Origin of the sequence: Anaerophaga thermohalophila str. Valhall, from assembly GCF_000250735.1 — a bacterium.
GTDB lineage: Bacteria > Bacteroidota > Bacteroidia > Bacteroidales > Marinilabiliaceae > Anaerophaga > Anaerophaga thermohalophila_A.
Genome location: NZ_AHZV01000164.1, coordinates 44174 through 61156, shown reverse-complemented (window position 1 = coordinate 61156; position 16983 = coordinate 44174). Strand labels below are relative to the sequence as shown.

Annotated in this window: 14 protein-coding genes; 1 reads left to right on the top strand and 13 read right to left on the bottom strand. The window is 39.7% G+C overall.

Going from position 1 to position 16983, the window contains the following annotated elements; genetic code table 11:
* Positions 1-129: 129 nt before the first annotated feature.
* The 3 genes from OQ5_RS0108825 to OQ5_RS0108815 are packed head-to-tail and all read right to left on the bottom strand — an operon-like array spanning position 130 to position 2733.
* Positions 130-1401, bottom strand: coding sequence for a hypothetical protein (locus tag OQ5_RS0108825; RefSeq protein WP_016777141.1), 1272 nt, complete (start codon positions 1399-1401; stop codon positions 130-132).
* Entirely contained in the window at positions 1401-1943 is a 543-nt protein-coding gene (locus OQ5_RS0108820) for an acyltransferase (protein WP_016777140.1), read from the bottom strand. The genes OQ5_RS0108825 and OQ5_RS0108820 overlap by 1 nt, the downstream gene beginning before the upstream one ends.
* Before the next feature lie 10 nt (positions 1944-1953).
* On the bottom strand, positions 1954-2733 hold the full coding sequence (locus OQ5_RS0108815) for a hypothetical protein (protein WP_255297455.1): 780 nt from the start codon (positions 2731-2733) through the stop codon (positions 1954-1956).
* Positions 2734-3164: 431 nt separating this feature from the next.
* On the opposite strand from OQ5_RS0108815, the gene OQ5_RS0108805 reads away from it, so the two are divergent.
* Positions 3165-4694, top strand: coding sequence for a pectate lyase family protein (locus OQ5_RS0108805; RefSeq protein ID WP_016777138.1), 1530 nt, complete (start codon positions 3165-3167; stop codon positions 4692-4694).
* Between the two features lie 3 nt (positions 4695-4697).
* Here the strand turns inward: OQ5_RS0108805 and OQ5_RS0108800 are convergent, their stop codons facing one another.
* The 10 genes from OQ5_RS0108800 to OQ5_RS0108755 all read right to left on the bottom strand — a co-directional run bounded on the left by OQ5_RS0108800 (position 4698) and on the right by OQ5_RS0108755 (position 16761).
* Entirely contained in the window at positions 4698-5876 is a 1179-nt protein-coding gene (locus OQ5_RS0108800) for a glycosyltransferase family 4 protein (RefSeq protein ID WP_016777137.1), read from the bottom strand.
* 157 nt (positions 5877-6033) lie between these two features.
* On the bottom strand, positions 6034-7092 hold the full coding sequence (locus OQ5_RS0108795) for a glycosyltransferase (protein ID WP_016777136.1): 1059 nt from the start codon (positions 7090-7092) through the stop codon (positions 6034-6036).
* 23 nt (positions 7093-7115) lie between these two features.
* A complete protein-coding gene (locus tag OQ5_RS0108790; RefSeq protein ID WP_016777135.1) occupies positions 7116-8561 on the bottom strand; it encodes a glucosamine inositolphosphorylceramide transferase family protein in 1446 nt (481 codons plus the stop codon).
* Positions 8558-9649, bottom strand: a complete 1092-nt coding sequence (locus OQ5_RS0108785) for a glycosyltransferase family 4 protein (protein ID WP_026055191.1) — start codon at positions 9647-9649, stop codon at positions 8558-8560. Before OQ5_RS0108785 ends, OQ5_RS0108790 begins: the two co-directional genes overlap by 4 nt.
* Positions 9650-9652: 3 nt before the next feature.
* On the bottom strand, positions 9653-10783 hold the full coding sequence (locus OQ5_RS0108780; RefSeq protein ID WP_016777133.1) for a glycosyltransferase: 1131 nt from the start codon (positions 10781-10783) through the stop codon (positions 9653-9655).
* Positions 10784-11033: 250 nt separating this feature from the next.
* Positions 11034-12257 (bottom strand): asparagine synthase-related protein, encoded by a 1224-nt coding sequence (locus OQ5_RS0108775; RefSeq protein ID WP_016777132.1) that lies wholly within the window; start codon positions 12255-12257, stop codon positions 11034-11036.
* A 4-nt stretch (positions 12258-12261) separates the two neighbouring features.
* Positions 12262-13437 (bottom strand): sugar-transfer associated ATP-grasp domain-containing protein, encoded by a 1176-nt coding sequence (locus OQ5_RS0108770; RefSeq protein WP_016777131.1) that lies wholly within the window; start codon positions 13435-13437, stop codon positions 12262-12264.
* A 10-nt stretch (positions 13438-13447) separates the two neighbouring features.
* Positions 13448-14551, bottom strand: coding sequence for a sugar-transfer associated ATP-grasp domain-containing protein (locus OQ5_RS0108765; RefSeq protein WP_016777130.1), 1104 nt, complete (start codon positions 14549-14551; stop codon positions 13448-13450).
* A 111-nt stretch (positions 14552-14662) separates the two neighbouring features.
* The gene (locus OQ5_RS0108760; RefSeq protein ID WP_016777129.1) at positions 14663-15505 is read right to left on the bottom strand and encodes a glycosyltransferase family 2 protein; all 843 of its coding nucleotides are present in this window, start codon (positions 15503-15505) and stop codon (positions 14663-14665) included.
* 2 nt (positions 15506-15507) lie between these two features.
* Positions 15508-16761, bottom strand: coding sequence for a glycosyltransferase (locus tag OQ5_RS0108755; RefSeq protein WP_016777128.1), 1254 nt, complete (start codon positions 16759-16761; stop codon positions 15508-15510).
* Positions 16762-16983: the final 222 nt, after the last annotated feature.

Sequence of the window (16983 nt, the reverse complement as noted above, 5' to 3'; positions counted from 1 at the left end):
GATAGTTGAGCATCGTAATAGATAATTTATGAATAATGCAGGTTAAATCCAAAAATCTACTGATCTACTGTAGTAATGTCGTTGTCTGATATTTCAACATTTGGCTACTGACTAATGACTCATTAACTCTCAAGGTTGAGATTTCACCAAAAGCAACTCCTGCAAATAATGCTGGAGGTTTGAGAATCCGTCTGCACGAGTATGATGTGGTTTATCGGGTAAAACAAAGCTTGCATTGCTGACGGGTAATTCAGATTCGGTATTTAGTTCTGATTCAACAGAAATAATTTTCCCACAGCGGTTCTTTATGTTCGCTATCAGCAAACTATCAATCGCATCCCGGTTGTGTGCCCTGGCACCCGAATTGTGCAAAAGAATTTGTTCCAGTTTATCTAAAGCAATTAATTCTTTAACAGAAGCAGGAAAAGGCCTTGAATCAACCGGGGTAAAACGGCCCGATTGATCAAACACTTGTTCCCTTACTCCCTTAAAAACTTCGGTATCGTGAAAAGTCCGATTTTTGTTCCATGACACGTTCAAGGTGTCAGCAATCTCCTGATGAACCGAAAGAAGATAACGATTCATATTATCAGTCCCTGTTATATAAATGTTTCCTTCGATTAAAGCATTTACAGGGCTGTTATCCGGACCTCTGCTCCCCAGATATACAGCATGAGATGCGGAGTTGTATATGAGATTGTTAATTATCTCTACATCCTTTGTGTCGCCCCGTATATTCGGATTGCGGTCATGATTAAAGGCAAAAATATTACCAATCAGACTTATTTTTTCTGAATTCATAGCTAAAAGGCCGCAAGAATGCTCAAACTTATGAAGTCCATACCCAATAATAGAATTACTGATGGTTATTCCCGGCCCGGAATTCAATATACCGATGTTTTCATCAAGTCCGTAGGCAAACGAGCAATGATCGAACACCACATTAGAAACATCATGCAAAGTACCAGTTATACTGACACAATCCGACTTTCGTGGATAAGCACTTCCAAGCCGGAACCTGATATCCTGAATTAGGACATCATGCGTATTAACAATCACCGGCGCCCCTGTTACTGATATTCCCTTTCCCGGAGCGGACTGTCCGGCTACAAAAACATAAGGCTCCTTAATAAATAATGGTCCTGCCAAATGAATAGTCCCTGAAACATTGAAAATGATAATGCGAGGATAGTCACGAGAGAGCGCATATCTTAAAGAACCTTCTCCATTATCATCAAGAGAGGTAACAAACAATACCTCAGGAATTGAATCGCCGGCATAAGCTCCTCTCGACTGAGTTCCAAACCCATAAGCCCCAGGGAAGATATTTTGAGCGATTTGGGGTTCCGCCCAAAGTAATAAAAAAATCAAGCTGAAAAATCTTAATAACCTATTCATCATCAATGGTCTTTTTTGCCTCGCTGCTCAAAAAAATCCAACAACATTTTCTTTTTTCTCTGGAACGACATCCCCTTGGAAGTGAATTTGAAACGACTCATAAGCACCAGTCGTTTCTGCATGTCAGTTGACATCACAACTTTTCCAGGATTACCCATAACCACAGAATTTTCGGGAATCTTACCTTTAACTACCGAGCCGGCAGCAATTATACAGTTATCGCCGATTTCGGTGTTTGGAAGAAGGACAGTGTTAAATCCAAGGCAAACATTATTTCCAATCCTGATTGTCCCGAAAACATCCAAGCCCGGATGCTCGTCACGAAAAACCCAGACTGCTCCGTCGTGAGTCAAAAATCTCACATTATTGGAAACTACAACGTGGTCTCCCAGTTCAATCAGATAGGGTTCGGTTCCCCAATCTGCTCTGAATAAACGACATCTATCACCTATTTTAACACCAAGTTTTCTTAAAAGCCATATCCGGAAACTATTGACCGGAAAAATTCGCACAAATCTTAAGGCAATCTTGTACAAATACTTCATCAGTATTAAATTAGTCTGAGTTATTGGTCTGAAGAATATTCTCCACATCGCCTCTGCCTTCCAATACATCAACAATACGCTTGCAGAACATGGGATAAACTTTTCGCGCAAATTGGTGAGAAGGGTGTGAATCCGTTTCACTTACAGCGTTCTCTGGTAAAATAAAATCACCACCTCCGGTTTCCAGTGATCTAAAATCCCATATAAAAATGTTATCGCCGGGCTGATCCCACTCATTAATCACCCATTCCGAAAATTCGGTTGCTGCCCTTGCTGCCTCAGGATTTGTTACATTCTTCGTCAATGCAGGTGGTGTCCAAAGCAAAAATTTAGTGTCCTTGTATTTGTGCATTTCATTTCTCAGGGCCTCGTATTGAAGTTTATAGTTCCCGGTCATTTTTTTTTCAGATTCAACATCAGGATTTCCGTCAAAAACAATTTTGCTGGCAGGAAAACAATGCTTGAAAATAATCAGGTCATATTTCGGTGCCAGTGTTTTCAGAGTCGGTTCGGTCTCATAGTAATCGGAATCCCCGTGTTTTACCCATATATTATAATAATCGAAAGGATAATTTTTCCAGCCGTAGGGTTCCTTTTTCGGGAAATCCATCTCAGAAATCAGATAGTTCCTGTCATTGGCCTTATTGTAAGCATCAAACCACTTTTCAACCGCCCCTTCAAAACCAAGCTTTCCCTTCACTTTTGCAACCAGATTGTTTCCTCCCCGCCAAATAATTTTACCTGTACTGTGATGCAGAAACAGTACCTTCTTTGTGTTCTCTTCCTTCATATTATCCGAATTTGAATTTTGACAACCAGTAATCAGAATCATTGACAATGCAACACTGAAAAATATTCCTACCACACTTCTCATGACATAAAGATTTAGGATTTTAACAATGCCCGAAAATTAAAGCCCTCAAATAAGAATGTCTACTTTTTTTTGACCAACTGAACAAATACAAAGACAAAATAAAGCGTGATACGATCATCGGGAAAGACTGCCAATGTTAACATCTTCAATTAATTTTTGACAAATATCCATTTTCCGGTGACGAATGACTTTAACTTTTTTTAACCAGGTGTCCAAAATCCTTATTTTACAAGTCATCTAAAACAAAACCAAAAATTAAATGGATTCAAAAAAAATTGACGAAACAACATTTTGAAAACTTTTGCGTAAATAGCATCAAAACAACTATTAAAAATTAAAATTAGGCCATGAAGAACAAATTTTTGAACAGGACACTTGTGTCCATTGGGATTATTGGGTTAGTATGGGGTTGTCAGCTGGAGGATATTGATACTGTGACAAACCCCGAAACAGAAGAGGAACAAGTAGAAGAGGAGGAAAATCAGGAAGAAGAACCTGAGGAAGAACCTGAAGATACCACAGACACATCTGGTGACTACAACGTTCCCGAATTCAATGAAACAAAAGCATTTCCGGCAGCCGAAGGATATGGACGATTCACCAAAGGTGGTCGTGGAGGTAAAACAATTTATGTTACTTCCCTTGAAGACTCCAAAGAACCAGGGACGCTAAGGTATGCCCTTGAGGTAGAGTCGGGTCCACGAATTGTTCTTTTCAAAGTTTCCGGAATTATTGAACTAACCAGTAACATTAAAATAACAGAGCCCTATGTTACCATTGCAGGTCAGACTGCCCCTGGCTCAGGTATCACATTGAAAAATGGTGGGATACAAATCGAAACGCATGATATCATTTTGCGGAATTTCAGGATCAGACCCGGAGATGATACTGAAACAGGAATGCTACCCTCGGCTCGTGACGCTCTGTTTATATATAAATACAGAGATTGTCATAACATCATGATCGACAATATGTCACTCACATGGGGTATTGACGAAAATATGGATATTTCAACTGAATCCAGAAATATTACCATTCAAAGGAGCATCATAGCAGAAGGCCTTTCGAACAGTCTTCATGACGAAGGTGAGCATTCCAAAGGTTTGTTAATGCTCAACGACTTGCATGAAATTTCGATCATCAAAAACCTGTTTGCCCACAATATGAACAGGAATCCGTTGATTTCAAGTAACAGTCAGGACATTCATGTTGTGAATAATCTTATATACAACTGGGGACCAATCAAGCCCGGATACGGCACACACACGCAGATATACAAAGAAGAGCTGCCCATTAACGATGCGGTAATTTATCGTAACTTCTATCGCAAAGGTCGCACCAGCTCTGATCTGCCACTTTACAGAACAGGCAACTGGTATCTTGTTGACGGTTCAACCTTCTTTATTGATGAGAACTATATTGACGACGGAGGAAACGTTAATCCCATTAAAGAGGTAAGTACTTCATTCAACAAATTTCCTGATTTTTATGCCGAATTCATGGTTGATGAAGCTCCTGCCAACTGGGATTCTCATTATTCTGAGATACTCAAAATAGATGAAGTTGCTGACTACGTTTTGAACAATGCAGGGGCACGATACCCGATTTTGGACGATGTGGATGCACGGATTATTGAAGAAACAAGAAACTACACCGGCGACTTTGTAGATTCTCCCTCTGACAGAGGTGGCTATCCGGCTCAATTTCAGGAAACTGCACCAAAAGATACAGATGAAGACGGTATTCCTGACAAATGGGAAATTGCAAAAGGTCTCGATCCTGATTCACCTGAAGATGGAAATGAATATACCATTTCTTCTTACTACACAAATGTGGAAATGTATCTTAACGAATTAGCAGGCGATTACGAGCTTTAATATTTAACCTGCTTTATATTCATCATTCCCCTGAATTTCAGAATCACCTGAATTCAGGGGTTTTTTAGTTTCTATAAGTCTCCAATAAATCTTCGAATATTGTTCAGCCAAAATTTTCCAGTTATATTCACGCTTAAGCCTTTCATAAGCTTTTTGGGCCACCTCAACAGCCAGAGGTCTGTTGCTTAGCACCTGCTCAATTTTTTTTGCAAGATCGGTTGAATTTCCTGTTTCGAAAAAGAAAGTTTCATCATCGTTAAAAACCTGCTTATTTTCCGGAATATCACTACAGATCAATGGTACACGAGCAGAAGCCGCCTCGAGTAACATATTCGACATTCCCTCATGATAACTCGGAAAGACAAATAATCCGGCGTTCTTCAAATAAGCCATTAATAATTGTTTATCCTTAATAAGATCTATAAAACGAATATTCAACGATTTGGAGATTTCATCAAGTTCTTTAGCATATTCCGGCGAATGAGAACGATTTCCAATTATCAAAACACGTCCTGTATATCCTATTTTCACAAGGGCTTCAAGCATTAAATGCACCCCTTTGGATGCGATGATCCTGCCAGAGGCAAAAAGTACATAATCTTTTTCTTCTATTTGCAGAATCTCGCTTTTTTCATCAAAAACAATTCCATTCGGAATAAAAAGAATTTTTCTTTTGGTGCGGGTTTGAAACAATTCTGCAACCGGACGACTGACTGAAGTTATTACATCAGCAGGCATCTTAAAAAACAACCATTCCATAAATCGGAAGTATTGACGAACCAGCCAGCTCCATTTGGCAGCAAACTGCGGACGAGCCCTGTGGCCCGACACAACCCGGTAACGAAGACGCAGCAAAGGAATAATAAAGGCCGCATCGACATGAAAAACATGAATTACATCAAAACTTCCATCCCATAAACAATGCAATGTTGAACGCAGATAATAATAAAAGGTATTTAACGCGCCTATAAAAAATTTAGGATATACGATCTGTTCGATTCCGTTGTAAGTACCTGTTTTACGCGATGTGTGAGTATTTGTATTAAAGACAACAAAATGGAATTCATCTTTTAAATAAAACATCATGTTCTCCCCCGCTCTTGCTGAGCCGCCAAATGCAGGAAAGCCTTTCAATCCGATAACTCCTATTTTGGGTTTATAATTCCTGTTCTTGTTTGTCATCACTAATTAGTATTCGTCTATAAACTTTCAAAAATTTTCACAACATGTGTGTCTGTTCAGAAAGTGTCATTTACAAGGCTTGCGAAGTCCGAAAATACGGAGTTTACTCATCGTAAATGAGTAATTTTCGGACGAGCGTAACACAGTAAATGGCGCTTTATGGACAGACACTAATTAATGCTTTATATCGGTTCAAAAAAAGACTGGTCGAAAATTTGTCTTTCAACCGTTGAAATCCTTCCCCTCCCATCTGCAGAATAGATTGATAATTGTCAAGGAGCTTTTCAAGAGCATCGGCTACCTGAACAGGTGACTTTCTGTCTACTAAATAACCAGTACGTCCATTCTCTACCAATTGCTCATTATCGCCGACATTTGTAGCAACAACAGGCAAGGCGGCAGCCATAGCTTCCATGATCGAGTTAGACAAACCCTCCTTTAACGAAGTAGATAAATAAATATCTGCCTGCCGATACAGCTCTTTAATATTGTCAGGAGCAATTTTCATTTCTGTGCAGTCTTTAATTTCTAATTTCTCTATACCAGCTTTGATTTCATTCTCCTGCAGGCCGTATCCGGCTATAACATAGCGAAAGTTTCTGCCCCTTCTTTTAAGTATCTGAATGGCCTCCAATGCGGTAAAATAATCTTTCTGGGGAAGGAATCGTGCTGCCGTAAAAATAACGGGCACCAAAGCTTCCTGTCGGAGGTGTATTTCCCCGTCAACATCAATGCCGTTATGAATTACCAGCATCTTATCCTTTCTGAATCCCTGTTTTGAAAGGGTAACGGTTCCGGCATAATTATTAAATATGGTGTGATGTGAAATATAATTATGCACAATTTTTTGCCATAATAATTTTCCTGACGCTATCTCACAATTACGAATACCCCCGTAGATTTTTCGTACACGGGCAAGCCTTCCTGTCAAGCCGCCCACAAAATTATTGAGTAACAAAAAATTGAATAAGCAGGAAACCCTTTTCTCTTTAAAAAAACGCCAAAGAAAGAACGCTTTATGCAATGCCGTACCTTCCAAAAAAATAACATTCAGGTTGTTCATTTCAATAAAATCCTGATAGCCGGGGGAAACTATCTTCCGGCTCCAGACAACCAGATAAGCAGGATAATGCTTTTGTAGTTCCCTGGTAAGCAAAAGACTTTGTTTTTCGGCACCTCCGACACTTAATTGTTTTATAAAAACTGCTATTGCCATGCAAATTAGATTAACAGATAAAATTAATAATAACAATCTCCCATCAGCCGGTCTTTGTAAACAGCAATGGTATGGAATGATGATAATTTACTGTACCAGGGAAAAAGAAATTCTCCACATATCTGCTCTTCATAATCATCGTCGGTCAACCTTATTATCTCACACAACATCAGGCTGCCCCCGTATTTGTGCAGGCAATTCTGAGCCGGACGGAATAATCTTCCACGATATGAAAAGACCGCTCCGGCCGAACGGGCTTGCCGAACATCGGAAACCACCGGATTTTTAGGGTGGGAATACCATTCCCCGTTAATGATATCATTCGAATAGAACAAAAACAGATCCTGGTAGGAAGATGCATAATCAACCTGTTTTTTCACCGAAAAAATCCACCACTTTCCATCGTGGAAAAAAGGTGTTGTATCTACCCATTGTTCATCTTCGAAAACATTCCTGACCGGCACCCAGACCAGGGGGAACTGCAATGATTTATATATGGTCATTTTTCTTTCTTCACTACTCTCGGGTATCATATACCAATCGGAACCAACTCTGAAAACAAATGGATATGACATATGGGTGGACTTCTCCATAATTTTTTGCGGAGTGTCGGCAAAAGTCAGAGTCTCTCTGTTTAAACGAACTACCGAAATGTGCCCTTTGTCATTCACTTCTTCTTCAATAAAAAGAAACAATCCTTCATTCGAATCGGCCAGCATCGGGTCTGCCCACTCAAAACCGGCAGGCGGAGAAATCACTTTAGCATTAATCCGTCTCATCTCTTTCAGAGAATCTATATCCATTGTAATTAACCGCCATCGGGGAGCAAGAAATCTTTCACGATATTTCTGAAAAAATTCCCAAAACGGATACTTGAGTATTTTGAACAACTTGTCTCTCAGAATATCAGACGATTTGGCTTTCGGAAAACCATGATTTCTTTCAAAAATCAGTTGATTCAGTAGCTTTTCGATATTGAACCGTAAAAACCCGACATTCTTTTTAAAGCTGTAGCTGCCAACCTGAAAAAATGCATGATAGCTGCAATTCGCATCTTCATCCTTAATTACCAGAGGAGAAGAAAGTGCAAAAAAGTGCCAAAGAAAAAACCAGGTACCCTTATATCCTCCGGCACTTATCTTATTCCCCTTTTCCAAAAACAATCCTTTGTAAAAATGATTACCGGTATCCGGGATTAATTTCCGGGATCTGGGTGAAACCATTCCCAAAAGGGGAGAATCGTAATCACCAGAAACAGGAGGAAACAAACCGGTTATATCGACTTTACTGAAAATTTTCCAGAGTTTTGGGGGTAAAAATCTGTCTAAGAACCGACTTCTTGTTTTTGTTTGCTTCATGATGAGGAGATTTATCTCCAAACCGTTTCCGGAAGAAAAATCTTTAAGCATTTCTGCCACCCATCTGGCAACGTAACCATTCTCAATTGCTATGACCACCCTTTCCTTCATAGACGAATAACTTCTTCGTAAATATTTTCGTATCCGGCTACCATTTGATCAATTGAATACCTGGATTCAACAGTTTTTCTGCCTTCTTTTCCCATCTTAACAGCAAGCGTCGTGTCATCCAGGAGTTTAGAAATTTTCATTCCCATTTCCATAAAATTATCATGGGCCACTAAGTAACCGTTAACTCCGTCTTCTACAACCTCATTAATGCCAAAAACATTCGTTGCAACCACTGGTTTCTCAAAAAGCATGTACTCCAACAGACTGTTTGAGGTTCCTTCACCATAAGAAGCCAACACTCCCACATCAAACAAGGAGACTATCTCTTCAACATTGCGGATTTTTCCGGTGAAAAAGAAATGGTGTTTTTTTTCTTCAGGAACCATGGCCTCTATCTTTTCCTTATCCGGGCCGTCGCCTACAACAAAGAAAAGAGTATCATTTCTTTTCTTTAACACCGACAATGCAGCATTTACATACATAGGAAAATTCTTACGCCAGTCGATGGTAGCTACCATACCAACAATTTTTTTATCACCGTGAATTCCAAGGCGGTCTCTCACATCCTTTCCACTACTCTGATGAACAATCCGGTCAAAATTAATCCCGTTTCTTATCAATCTTTTCTTACGCCCGGGAACCTTATATACTTTAAGGCCGATTTCCGAATTTGAGATTATTACGTCTGAAAATGGAAAGGTGCATTTCACCCTGAACCATTCCGGAGAAAAAAGCTTAAGCCTGGAATTGGCAATCATCCCGTTAACAAAGGGCTTACGATACAACAACACATAAGGCAACGCAACTACGGCCGGGAGTCCCCCCCAGGCATGAACCAAATCGGGCTCAAACTTCCGGGCTTCATGAACAAAAGAATAAAACACACGGGGGTCGGAACGAAACCTGCGTTCTAAATAAAATGTTTGCACTCCGGGAAGATTATATATTTCTTCATAATGAACAGAGTTCTTAAGAAAAAGTACCATTACTTCATACTTCTTACTGACAGAAAGTACCCTTAACAACTCAACCATTCGTCGTTGTTTCCCTCCATCCCTCAAACTTTCTATTATCATTAAAACCTTCATAATTCAATTCTTTAACCGGCCAAGTAACCATTGCAAAATGGATTCGGCTCTCTTACCCCAGGTATACTCTTCACAAAATTTCTGATAGGCATTTCGTGCAATCTGTTCTCGCTTTTTTTCATCGTTTTTCAGAATATCTATAGCATCTACCCATGCATTCTCGTCCGATGGGGCAACCAACATAGAGGAGGTATCCGATAACACCTCCCTCAAGACAGGCATATCACTTACAATAATTGCTCTCCGGGCCGACATATACTCAAATATTTTCAGTGGCGACATATATGAACTGGTTGAATAGGCTTGCTTTTTGGAGACAAACACTTCCGGCTGATAAGGTGCTAAAAGTAAATCGCATGCGTTACGGTACAAATGAACTTCAGAAGGAGGCAGAAAACCATAAAAAAACAGGTTATCAGGGAGTTCAGGGTTTCCGGGTAGGTCCTCTGCAATTCCGCCGAAAATGTGAAAACCAATTTCGGGTTTCTTGTTCGCCATGGCAACAATGATTTCAACGCCACGGCCTTTGTATACATTTCCAAAATATCCGGCATTAAAGCCAAAATTACCTTTTAATTCCCCCTTTTCATCCATAGGCTTGGCGTCGGCTGCATCATGTGCGACAAATATATCTTCGGGAGGGGTTCCTTTTTCAACAAACATCTTTTTCAACGCTGAAGAAATAACCACCAGCCCCAGAAAGTTATTTACCCTGGAAAAATGCTGAAAAAATGTAGAAAGCCATTTATGTGCGGATTGGTCCAATATGACATGCCCTTCGAAAGCAAACGGCCGGTTCAGGAGAGAAAAAAACAAAGAGGACACAGGCGAACGGGTATATGCAATATGGGGCCGGAAAAAAAGAACCTCGAACATCGCCCTTAAAGCCATATAAAAAGCTGCCAATCTTCCGGTACCGGGACTTCTCAATAGTTTAATTTCAAAACTGTCATCAATACCATAATAATTGTACAAATGTTCAACACCAGAGTACTGCTTCGACCGGAACGCCAACAGTCTGACTTTCAGATTCTGTTCAGAGAATGCTTTGCACATACGCATTACATGGATACTACTGGCCTTACGGCCGGGAAGGTGCACTTCTGCAACATATAATAACTTCATTTTTCTCATTCGTAAATATTTAGTTTAAGTATTCAGTCGAATAACCTGCCCCGGTTTATCGGGAGAATTCGCCCCAATTATCAGAAACTTGTTTTATTTTATCAATATTTGCTATAAACATAAACGCAGTTCTTGTCAAAGAGGGACACAGAGAAACACGGACTTTTTAGACACCTTCGTTATTTCTTTTCAACTACATATCGATTTACCTTTCTGCCCTCCTGCCTTTTTACATTTCTACCTTTTCTTCATGCCTGTATCATAACTTTTTCCCGGCTTTCAGATGAATCTCCAGAGAAGCAAGACCCTGAATTATTTTACCATGATCCTGAATCCTGTCCTGGTGGTCTTTCCATAATTTCAGGGGATTTATTGCTTCCGGCAAAATTTTTCGCTGATCCAGATCGCTCAGCTGTGACCACACAAGCTGTTTGAATACATCATCGTCAACAACCCGTGCTGAAAAATTGAAATAATTGATATTAGGATCCTTGCGGTTTCCAAGTCTTTTCCTGAATCCAATCCATTTCTTTCTGAACTTCAACCGCCATCCGGCTACACCAAGAGGATATCCAAGATTGTTTTTTACAGGCAAATTGAAGAGACCGGGTTTCCACCATTGCAGGAATTCTTTAAAGAAAAACTGATGTCGTTTTTGCGCCTCACTCAATCCAAGAAAAAACTTAATGACTTCAGGATCATTGAAAGGAGCCCGATGCTCAAATTCTTTCAGCATAACATGAGGTGCTATATATTTGTTTTGACGATTCAATAAGTCCAGACCTTCTTCAAAGGTTAAAAAACCCTGAGTAGGTCGCGGACGATCAAGTTTCTTTTGGGCGTATGACATGCCATCAGATAACAAAGCACTGTCCTCCCCTTTCACAAACCGGTTGAAATTCAAAAATTTTCTTTCTGCTTCATCGAGCGAACTGGCCAGATTGCCGCGAATATGATCGCCGGTAATTGCTTCGCCTAAAAAGCCCGACCAATGAACACCTCCGCCAAAATCACGCTTAACCATTCTGTAAGGAGCATGAAAAAATAATAAGGTCTGATGATCCATGGCTTTCGACACGGCTAAAAGTTCCTCCAGCGAAAACTCATACTTTTCCAGGGGAATTCTGATATTATTGACGCCAACAGACCTGGCAACTCTTGCTGCTATTTCGTAGTCAAACGACCCGGGAATACCAAAAGTATAAGTAATGATGTTGGAAGCCTCACTAAACTGAAGCAATCCACCCAAAACAGCGCGACTGTCAAGACCACCGCTTAACGGAACAACACAAACCTGTCCGGGTGAATAACCGGCACTGAACGACTTTAACAATTTCTGCCTGGCAGTAATAAACAACTCCTCCTGAAAAAGGTCTCCCTGCTCTACTGGATAAATTTTATCCGGAAGCCGCACAGTTTGCTCCGAATAATCCATAAAGTATCCCAATTCAAGAAAGGAGGCTATTTTTGAGTGTATTTCCATTATGTCAACGAATTATATATTTGAAAGATTTTTTTTTCCTCCTGCAATAGTCTATAATTTCATCAGTAAAATCGCCAAATAAGGGACCGTTGCATTTTTGCACACGTTCAATTCCCACATCATAATTGTTTAATTCGATCAATAAACCTTTCTCCTGCTCATTCACACAAAAGTCAAATCCAATTAACCTGGAATAGTATTGAGCTTCTGCAACCACTTTGGCTTTTCGGATCACATCTTCAAATCCCACGACCTTCCCATGTAAAGTCAGGTCAACATTTCCAACACTCTTATAGGTTTTTCCCTCGTAATCATTAGCAATTCCATTTAGTCTTCCATCCGCAAACAATCCACACGCTTTTCCTCCCAGACTTATATTGTCAATAAAAGATCCTGGTTTCCCAACTCTCAACATAGAAGAAAGTATATGAACCTTTTCATCTTTTACCGACCGGTAAGTATAAATCCTCAAAGTATTCAAAGACGAGGGATTAAAGGCAGAGTAGAATGGATGTTGTTGGACATATTCCTGAATCAAAAAGTTGTCATTATATTCTTTGGACAGCCAGCTCAGGGTTACATGTGCATTCCCAAAAAAAAGTTTACCGTCCCTGGATTCGAGAAGCCGAATACGTCTACCCCCCTGAGAAGAAATTGAAGGCTTAATGATAACCCGCTCATAATCAGCTGCCAAAACTGAAAGAAAATCATCTATGTTATAAACTGTATGATAATCACCATCTAAAAAGCGTCCATGCATTCTTCTTAGCAGAACCTTAGGTAGAAAGCTATGGTCTATCAAAAGAGAATACATATTCTTATCTGCAAAACTGCGTGAAAACTCCACATTATTCATAATCGGCTCAATGTGAGTAAAAAAAATACTATCCGGAACAAAATCCGATGTTTTTATTTCGGAAAAAGGTTGGTAAATCTCTAAAAATACTTTTGGAACATAATTCGAAATTCCTTCCCATCTTTTTTTAAATTCTCCTACCTCCTGCGAAGATACCCTGTCAGAAAAGCAACTTTTGCCTTTTGAAAGATAGGCAGTGGCAAGACAACCGGAATAGATATGATGATTAGATGCCAGGCGTACCATTTTTTTCATGGCTCTGTAAAAGAAATCAAAAATCATCCGATATTTTATTATAAGCTCATATTTTACTACCGTTTCCATTGTAAGTTGATTAAATCATCAAATAATCGTTTTTCTTCTGTTCTTTACAGTATGAAATCACCTCATCGGTAAATTCTCCAAAAAAGGGAAATCCATAAACCTGCATTGCAAGCCCTGGATAAAAAGTATTCAATTCTATCAATCGAGGCTTTCCATCACTATCTATATTTATATCAAATGCCACGACACGACTAAATGGTATTTTTGTTGCAACAAACAAGGCCAGATCATGAATATCTTTTAATCCCGGTAGTTTACCCAAATCGGGCAACTTAATTGATGGATCGCCGGGAATCCATTCAACTCTTCTGTAATCGTGATCAAATCCATGTAACAACCGACCATCAGGCATCACATAAAAACCTATACCTCCAGCCTTTACATTATCAACTAAGCTTCCAGCCCTACCTACTCTCAACATAGTATGCAATACATGAGGAACCTGGTCAATCACTGACCGGTAAACATAAACTCTCAGGGTGTTGAATGAAGTCGGGTTTAGCTTTTTATAGAAAGGATGCTGTTCCAAATATTCCTGGATAACATAATTATTGTTGTAGATAGTATCTAAATCAGATAATTCCAGGTTGATTCTTTTATTGTTAATACATTTCCATTCTCCGGACAAATTTTTTTCAAATGATAGTACATTTTTCCCTCCCCAAGATTCTGATGCCGGTTTAATTATAATTTTTTTTAGCTTTTTCAATTCTGTCTCCAAAAAATCTTTAGGACTATTGATATTGTTGCCTTTAAAATCAAAAAAAAGACCATTCAAGTTTCTCAGGATAGTAACAGGCTCATTGTCAATACCAAAAAGTTGATAATAATTACCTTTCTGGGCATATGCCCATGCCATCATCTTATTATTAAGAATTGGATTTACTGTGGTAAAATACACGTTAATTGGTAAAAATTTTGGTGTCTGAATACCACTCAAAGTCCTGTATAAATGTAATGACCTCTTGGATAAAAAAGCAGACGCACTCCATCCAAGCCACATTTTTTTATGAGCATTAAACACCTCTTTATCAACCGTTTTTATTGGATGAAGTTTCTTTAAAGCATTTCTATTGCTTTCATCGAATTCGAAATCGGCACGCAGGTAATACATTTTAGCTGCGGACGAACGCAATACCTTATAGGCAAAACTTACGCCTTTTGAGAGTTGTATCATCGCACTTGAATTACAGTCATTAAATCACCTAAACAACATACAGAGTATTTAACTATTACCATTATCAAAGATCAAATCGCGAACTTCCTCCTTCAATAATCGCCGTCTACGTTTGTTTTTTTCATATGCCTGCTGAAAAACATTAAAATATCTCATGCCTCTTCTCAGGTATTTTATTCTGGAAAAAAAAGTGGAATAATTTCTTCTAAGATATTTTACTTCAGTAATTGCTCTTTTCGAAACAGTCTTTCCCAGCCCGTATACCGATTTCGACTCGTCATGATTGCGATAGGCCCCCATAAAAACAGGGATATGGAAAAAGTGTGTTTCTTCCAGGAAACGATACCATAGATCAGAGTCCATCACAAAATGCAACTCCGTGTTCAACCCTCCTACTTTATGCCATATCCGTGAAGTAAAAAATGTTGTTTCCTGAGGTATACGAAGCGCAAATCTTGCCATACGTTTCGAGACCGACACCGGTTCAAAAACATCGAGTATTCTCCCCTTATTATCAATAACAACCCTGTCGCCGTAAACCAACTCGTACTGAGGATATTTTTGCATAAAATGAACAGCCACACTTACCGCTTCCGGATAGAGGATATCATCCGAGTTGAGCCAGTTATATATTTGGCCTGTAGCATGAGAAAACCCCTTGTTAATGGCATCGCTCTGCCCGTTGTCGGGCTCACTCACCCACCAGGCCAGCCGGTCTTCGTACTTTTTAATAATATCTACGCTCCCATCTGTTGAACCACCATCCACAACAATATATTCGATGTTCGGATAAGTTTGATTCAGCACCGAGAGCATGGTTTCTTCCAGGAAATCGGCCTGATTATAAGATGGTGTTACAATGGTAACTTTAGGTAAACTCGTTTTACTCATATTTATTTTTGCGTTATAGATTCAAAGATTTGCTTAAGTCTTTTCCCAACAACTTCGGGGGAATAATTAGTTTCAATTTTATTGCGGGCAGCCGACTGCATCTTACGGTACTGATCGTCCGGCATTTTTACCATTCGTTCCAGAGCATCGGCAAGCTTTTTGGTATCTGTTTCTTCTACCAACAATCCGTTTTGCTCATGGTCTATCATATCCGAAATTCCTCCGATATTGAATGCCACAACAGGAGTTCCGCAGGCCAGTGATTCCAGAACAGTATTGGGCAGATTATCTTCCAGTGATGGCAGTACAAAAGCGGAGCTTGCGGCATAATACTTTGCCAGTTCGCTTTTCTCACGAATAAAACCAAGGTTTACAACCTTAAAAGGCACTTTCTCAAGTTCAGGAGATTCTTTCGCACCAAAAACAAGGAAGACAAGATCATCGGCAGGTACCTTTCCTTCAAGCCTTGTAAGAGCATCAACCAGCAGGTGGGCACCTTTGCGCGTATCGTGCATGGAGTTGACCGCCCCAAAGAGTAAAACTTTCTGGTCTTGTCTTATTCCCAAAGATTCCCTGAGAGCAACAGAACCCATTGGCTTAAACACATCAAGTTCGATGCTGTACGGGCAAACTTCGATGCGTTTATCTCCAAAAAGAAGGCTCTTCTTAACCATACCGGCCATCCAGTTACTGGGACATAATACGGTTATGTCCAAATCTTTCCAGTTCTCATATTTTTGAAGCCACAAATACCGGCTCCAATCGTGCTCATGCGAATATTTTAACTTAGGGCAGTTTCCGCATCCCGTTTGGAGTCCCGTACAATCGCCCGGATAATGGCATCCGCCGGTAACTCCCCACAGATCATGAAACACCCATACTATCGGAACTTTGAACTTACCTATTTCAGGCACAGACAGAAAATCGTCGTTAATCCAGTTCAGGCACAACATTTCGGGCTTCAGACGTTTTATCCTGCGGTACTGAAAGCGGGAATACATGGATACCGACCAATAACCTTCGCCGGGAATTTTCCGTCTAAAAGTTTTTCGTTTCTCCTTTTTAAAGAAATACTTCACCAGCTTCCGAAACGGGAGACTGTGTTTTAGATTAACATAACCATTGCCTGGCTCCTCCAGATTCAGCGCAGCGAAAGTAGATTCACCTCCAACACTTCTAAATGCATTAAAGTACCGGTTAGCTGCAATTGCTGCCCCTCCTCTGGTTTGATTGGTATTTAAAAAAACAACATGCATTATAATAGATTGTTAGATTATTAGATTGTTAGATCATTAGATTATTCTTTCATCTAACTTTTTACTACTCCCATTGTCAAAGACAATTTGAAAAAATTTTCCGTCCTGTATTTGGTTACAATACTCCGTTAAACTTTTGCAAAACGCTGCAAACCAATTGTTTATGCTTAAAAAGACTCGCTTGTTAAAATGCAGCATATCAAGGCTTTACGAAACGAGCAC

Excerpts from the sequence above, each read along its gene's own strand:
- OQ5_RS0108820 (WP_016777140.1), bottom strand. The coding sequence starts at position 1,943 with ATGAAGTATTTGTACAAGATTGCCTTAAGATTTGTGCGAATTTTTCCG.
- OQ5_RS0108795 (WP_016777136.1), bottom strand. The coding sequence starts at position 7,092 with ATGGCAATAGCAGTTTTTATAAAACAATTAAGTGTCGGAGGTGCCGAA.
- OQ5_RS0108755 (WP_016777128.1), bottom strand. The coding sequence starts at position 16,761 with ATGCATGTTGTTTTTTTAAATACCAATCAAACCAGAGGAGGGGCAGCA.
- OQ5_RS0108800 (WP_016777137.1), bottom strand. The coding sequence starts at position 5,876 with ATGACAAACAAGAACAGGAATTATAAACCCAAAATAGGAGTTATCGGA.
- OQ5_RS0108790 (WP_016777135.1), bottom strand. The coding sequence starts at position 8,561 with ATGAAGGAAAGGGTGGTCATAGCAATTGAGAATGGTTACGTTGCCAGA.
- OQ5_RS0108770 (WP_016777131.1), bottom strand. The coding sequence starts at position 13,437 with ATGGAAACGGTAGTAAAATATGAGCTTATAATAAAATATCGGATGATT.
- OQ5_RS0108785 (WP_026055191.1), bottom strand. The coding sequence starts at position 9,649 with ATGAAGGTTTTAATGATAATAGAAAGTTTGAGGGATGGAGGGAAACAA.
- OQ5_RS0108765 (WP_016777130.1), bottom strand. The coding sequence starts at position 14,551 with ATGTATTACCTGCGTGCCGATTTCGAATTCGATGAAAGCAATAGAAAT.
- OQ5_RS0108775 (WP_016777132.1), bottom strand. The coding sequence starts at position 12,257 with ATGGAAATACACTCAAAAATAGCCTCCTTTCTTGAATTGGGATACTTT.
- OQ5_RS0108760 (WP_016777129.1), bottom strand. The coding sequence starts at position 15,505 with ATGAGTAAAACGAGTTTACCTAAAGTTACCATTGTAACACCATCTTAT.
- OQ5_RS0108780 (WP_016777133.1), bottom strand. The coding sequence starts at position 10,783 with ATGAGAAAAATGAAGTTATTATATGTTGCAGAAGTGCACCTTCCCGGC.
- OQ5_RS0108825 (WP_016777141.1), bottom strand. The coding sequence starts at position 1,401 with ATGATGAATAGGTTATTAAGATTTTTCAGCTTGATTTTTTTATTACTT.
- OQ5_RS0108815 (WP_255297455.1), bottom strand. The coding sequence starts at position 2,733 with ATGAAGGAAGAGAACACAAAGAAGGTACTGTTTCTGCATCACAGTACA.
- OQ5_RS0108805 (WP_016777138.1), top strand. The coding sequence starts at position 3,165 with ATGAAGAACAAATTTTTGAACAGGACACTTGTGTCCATTGGGATTATT.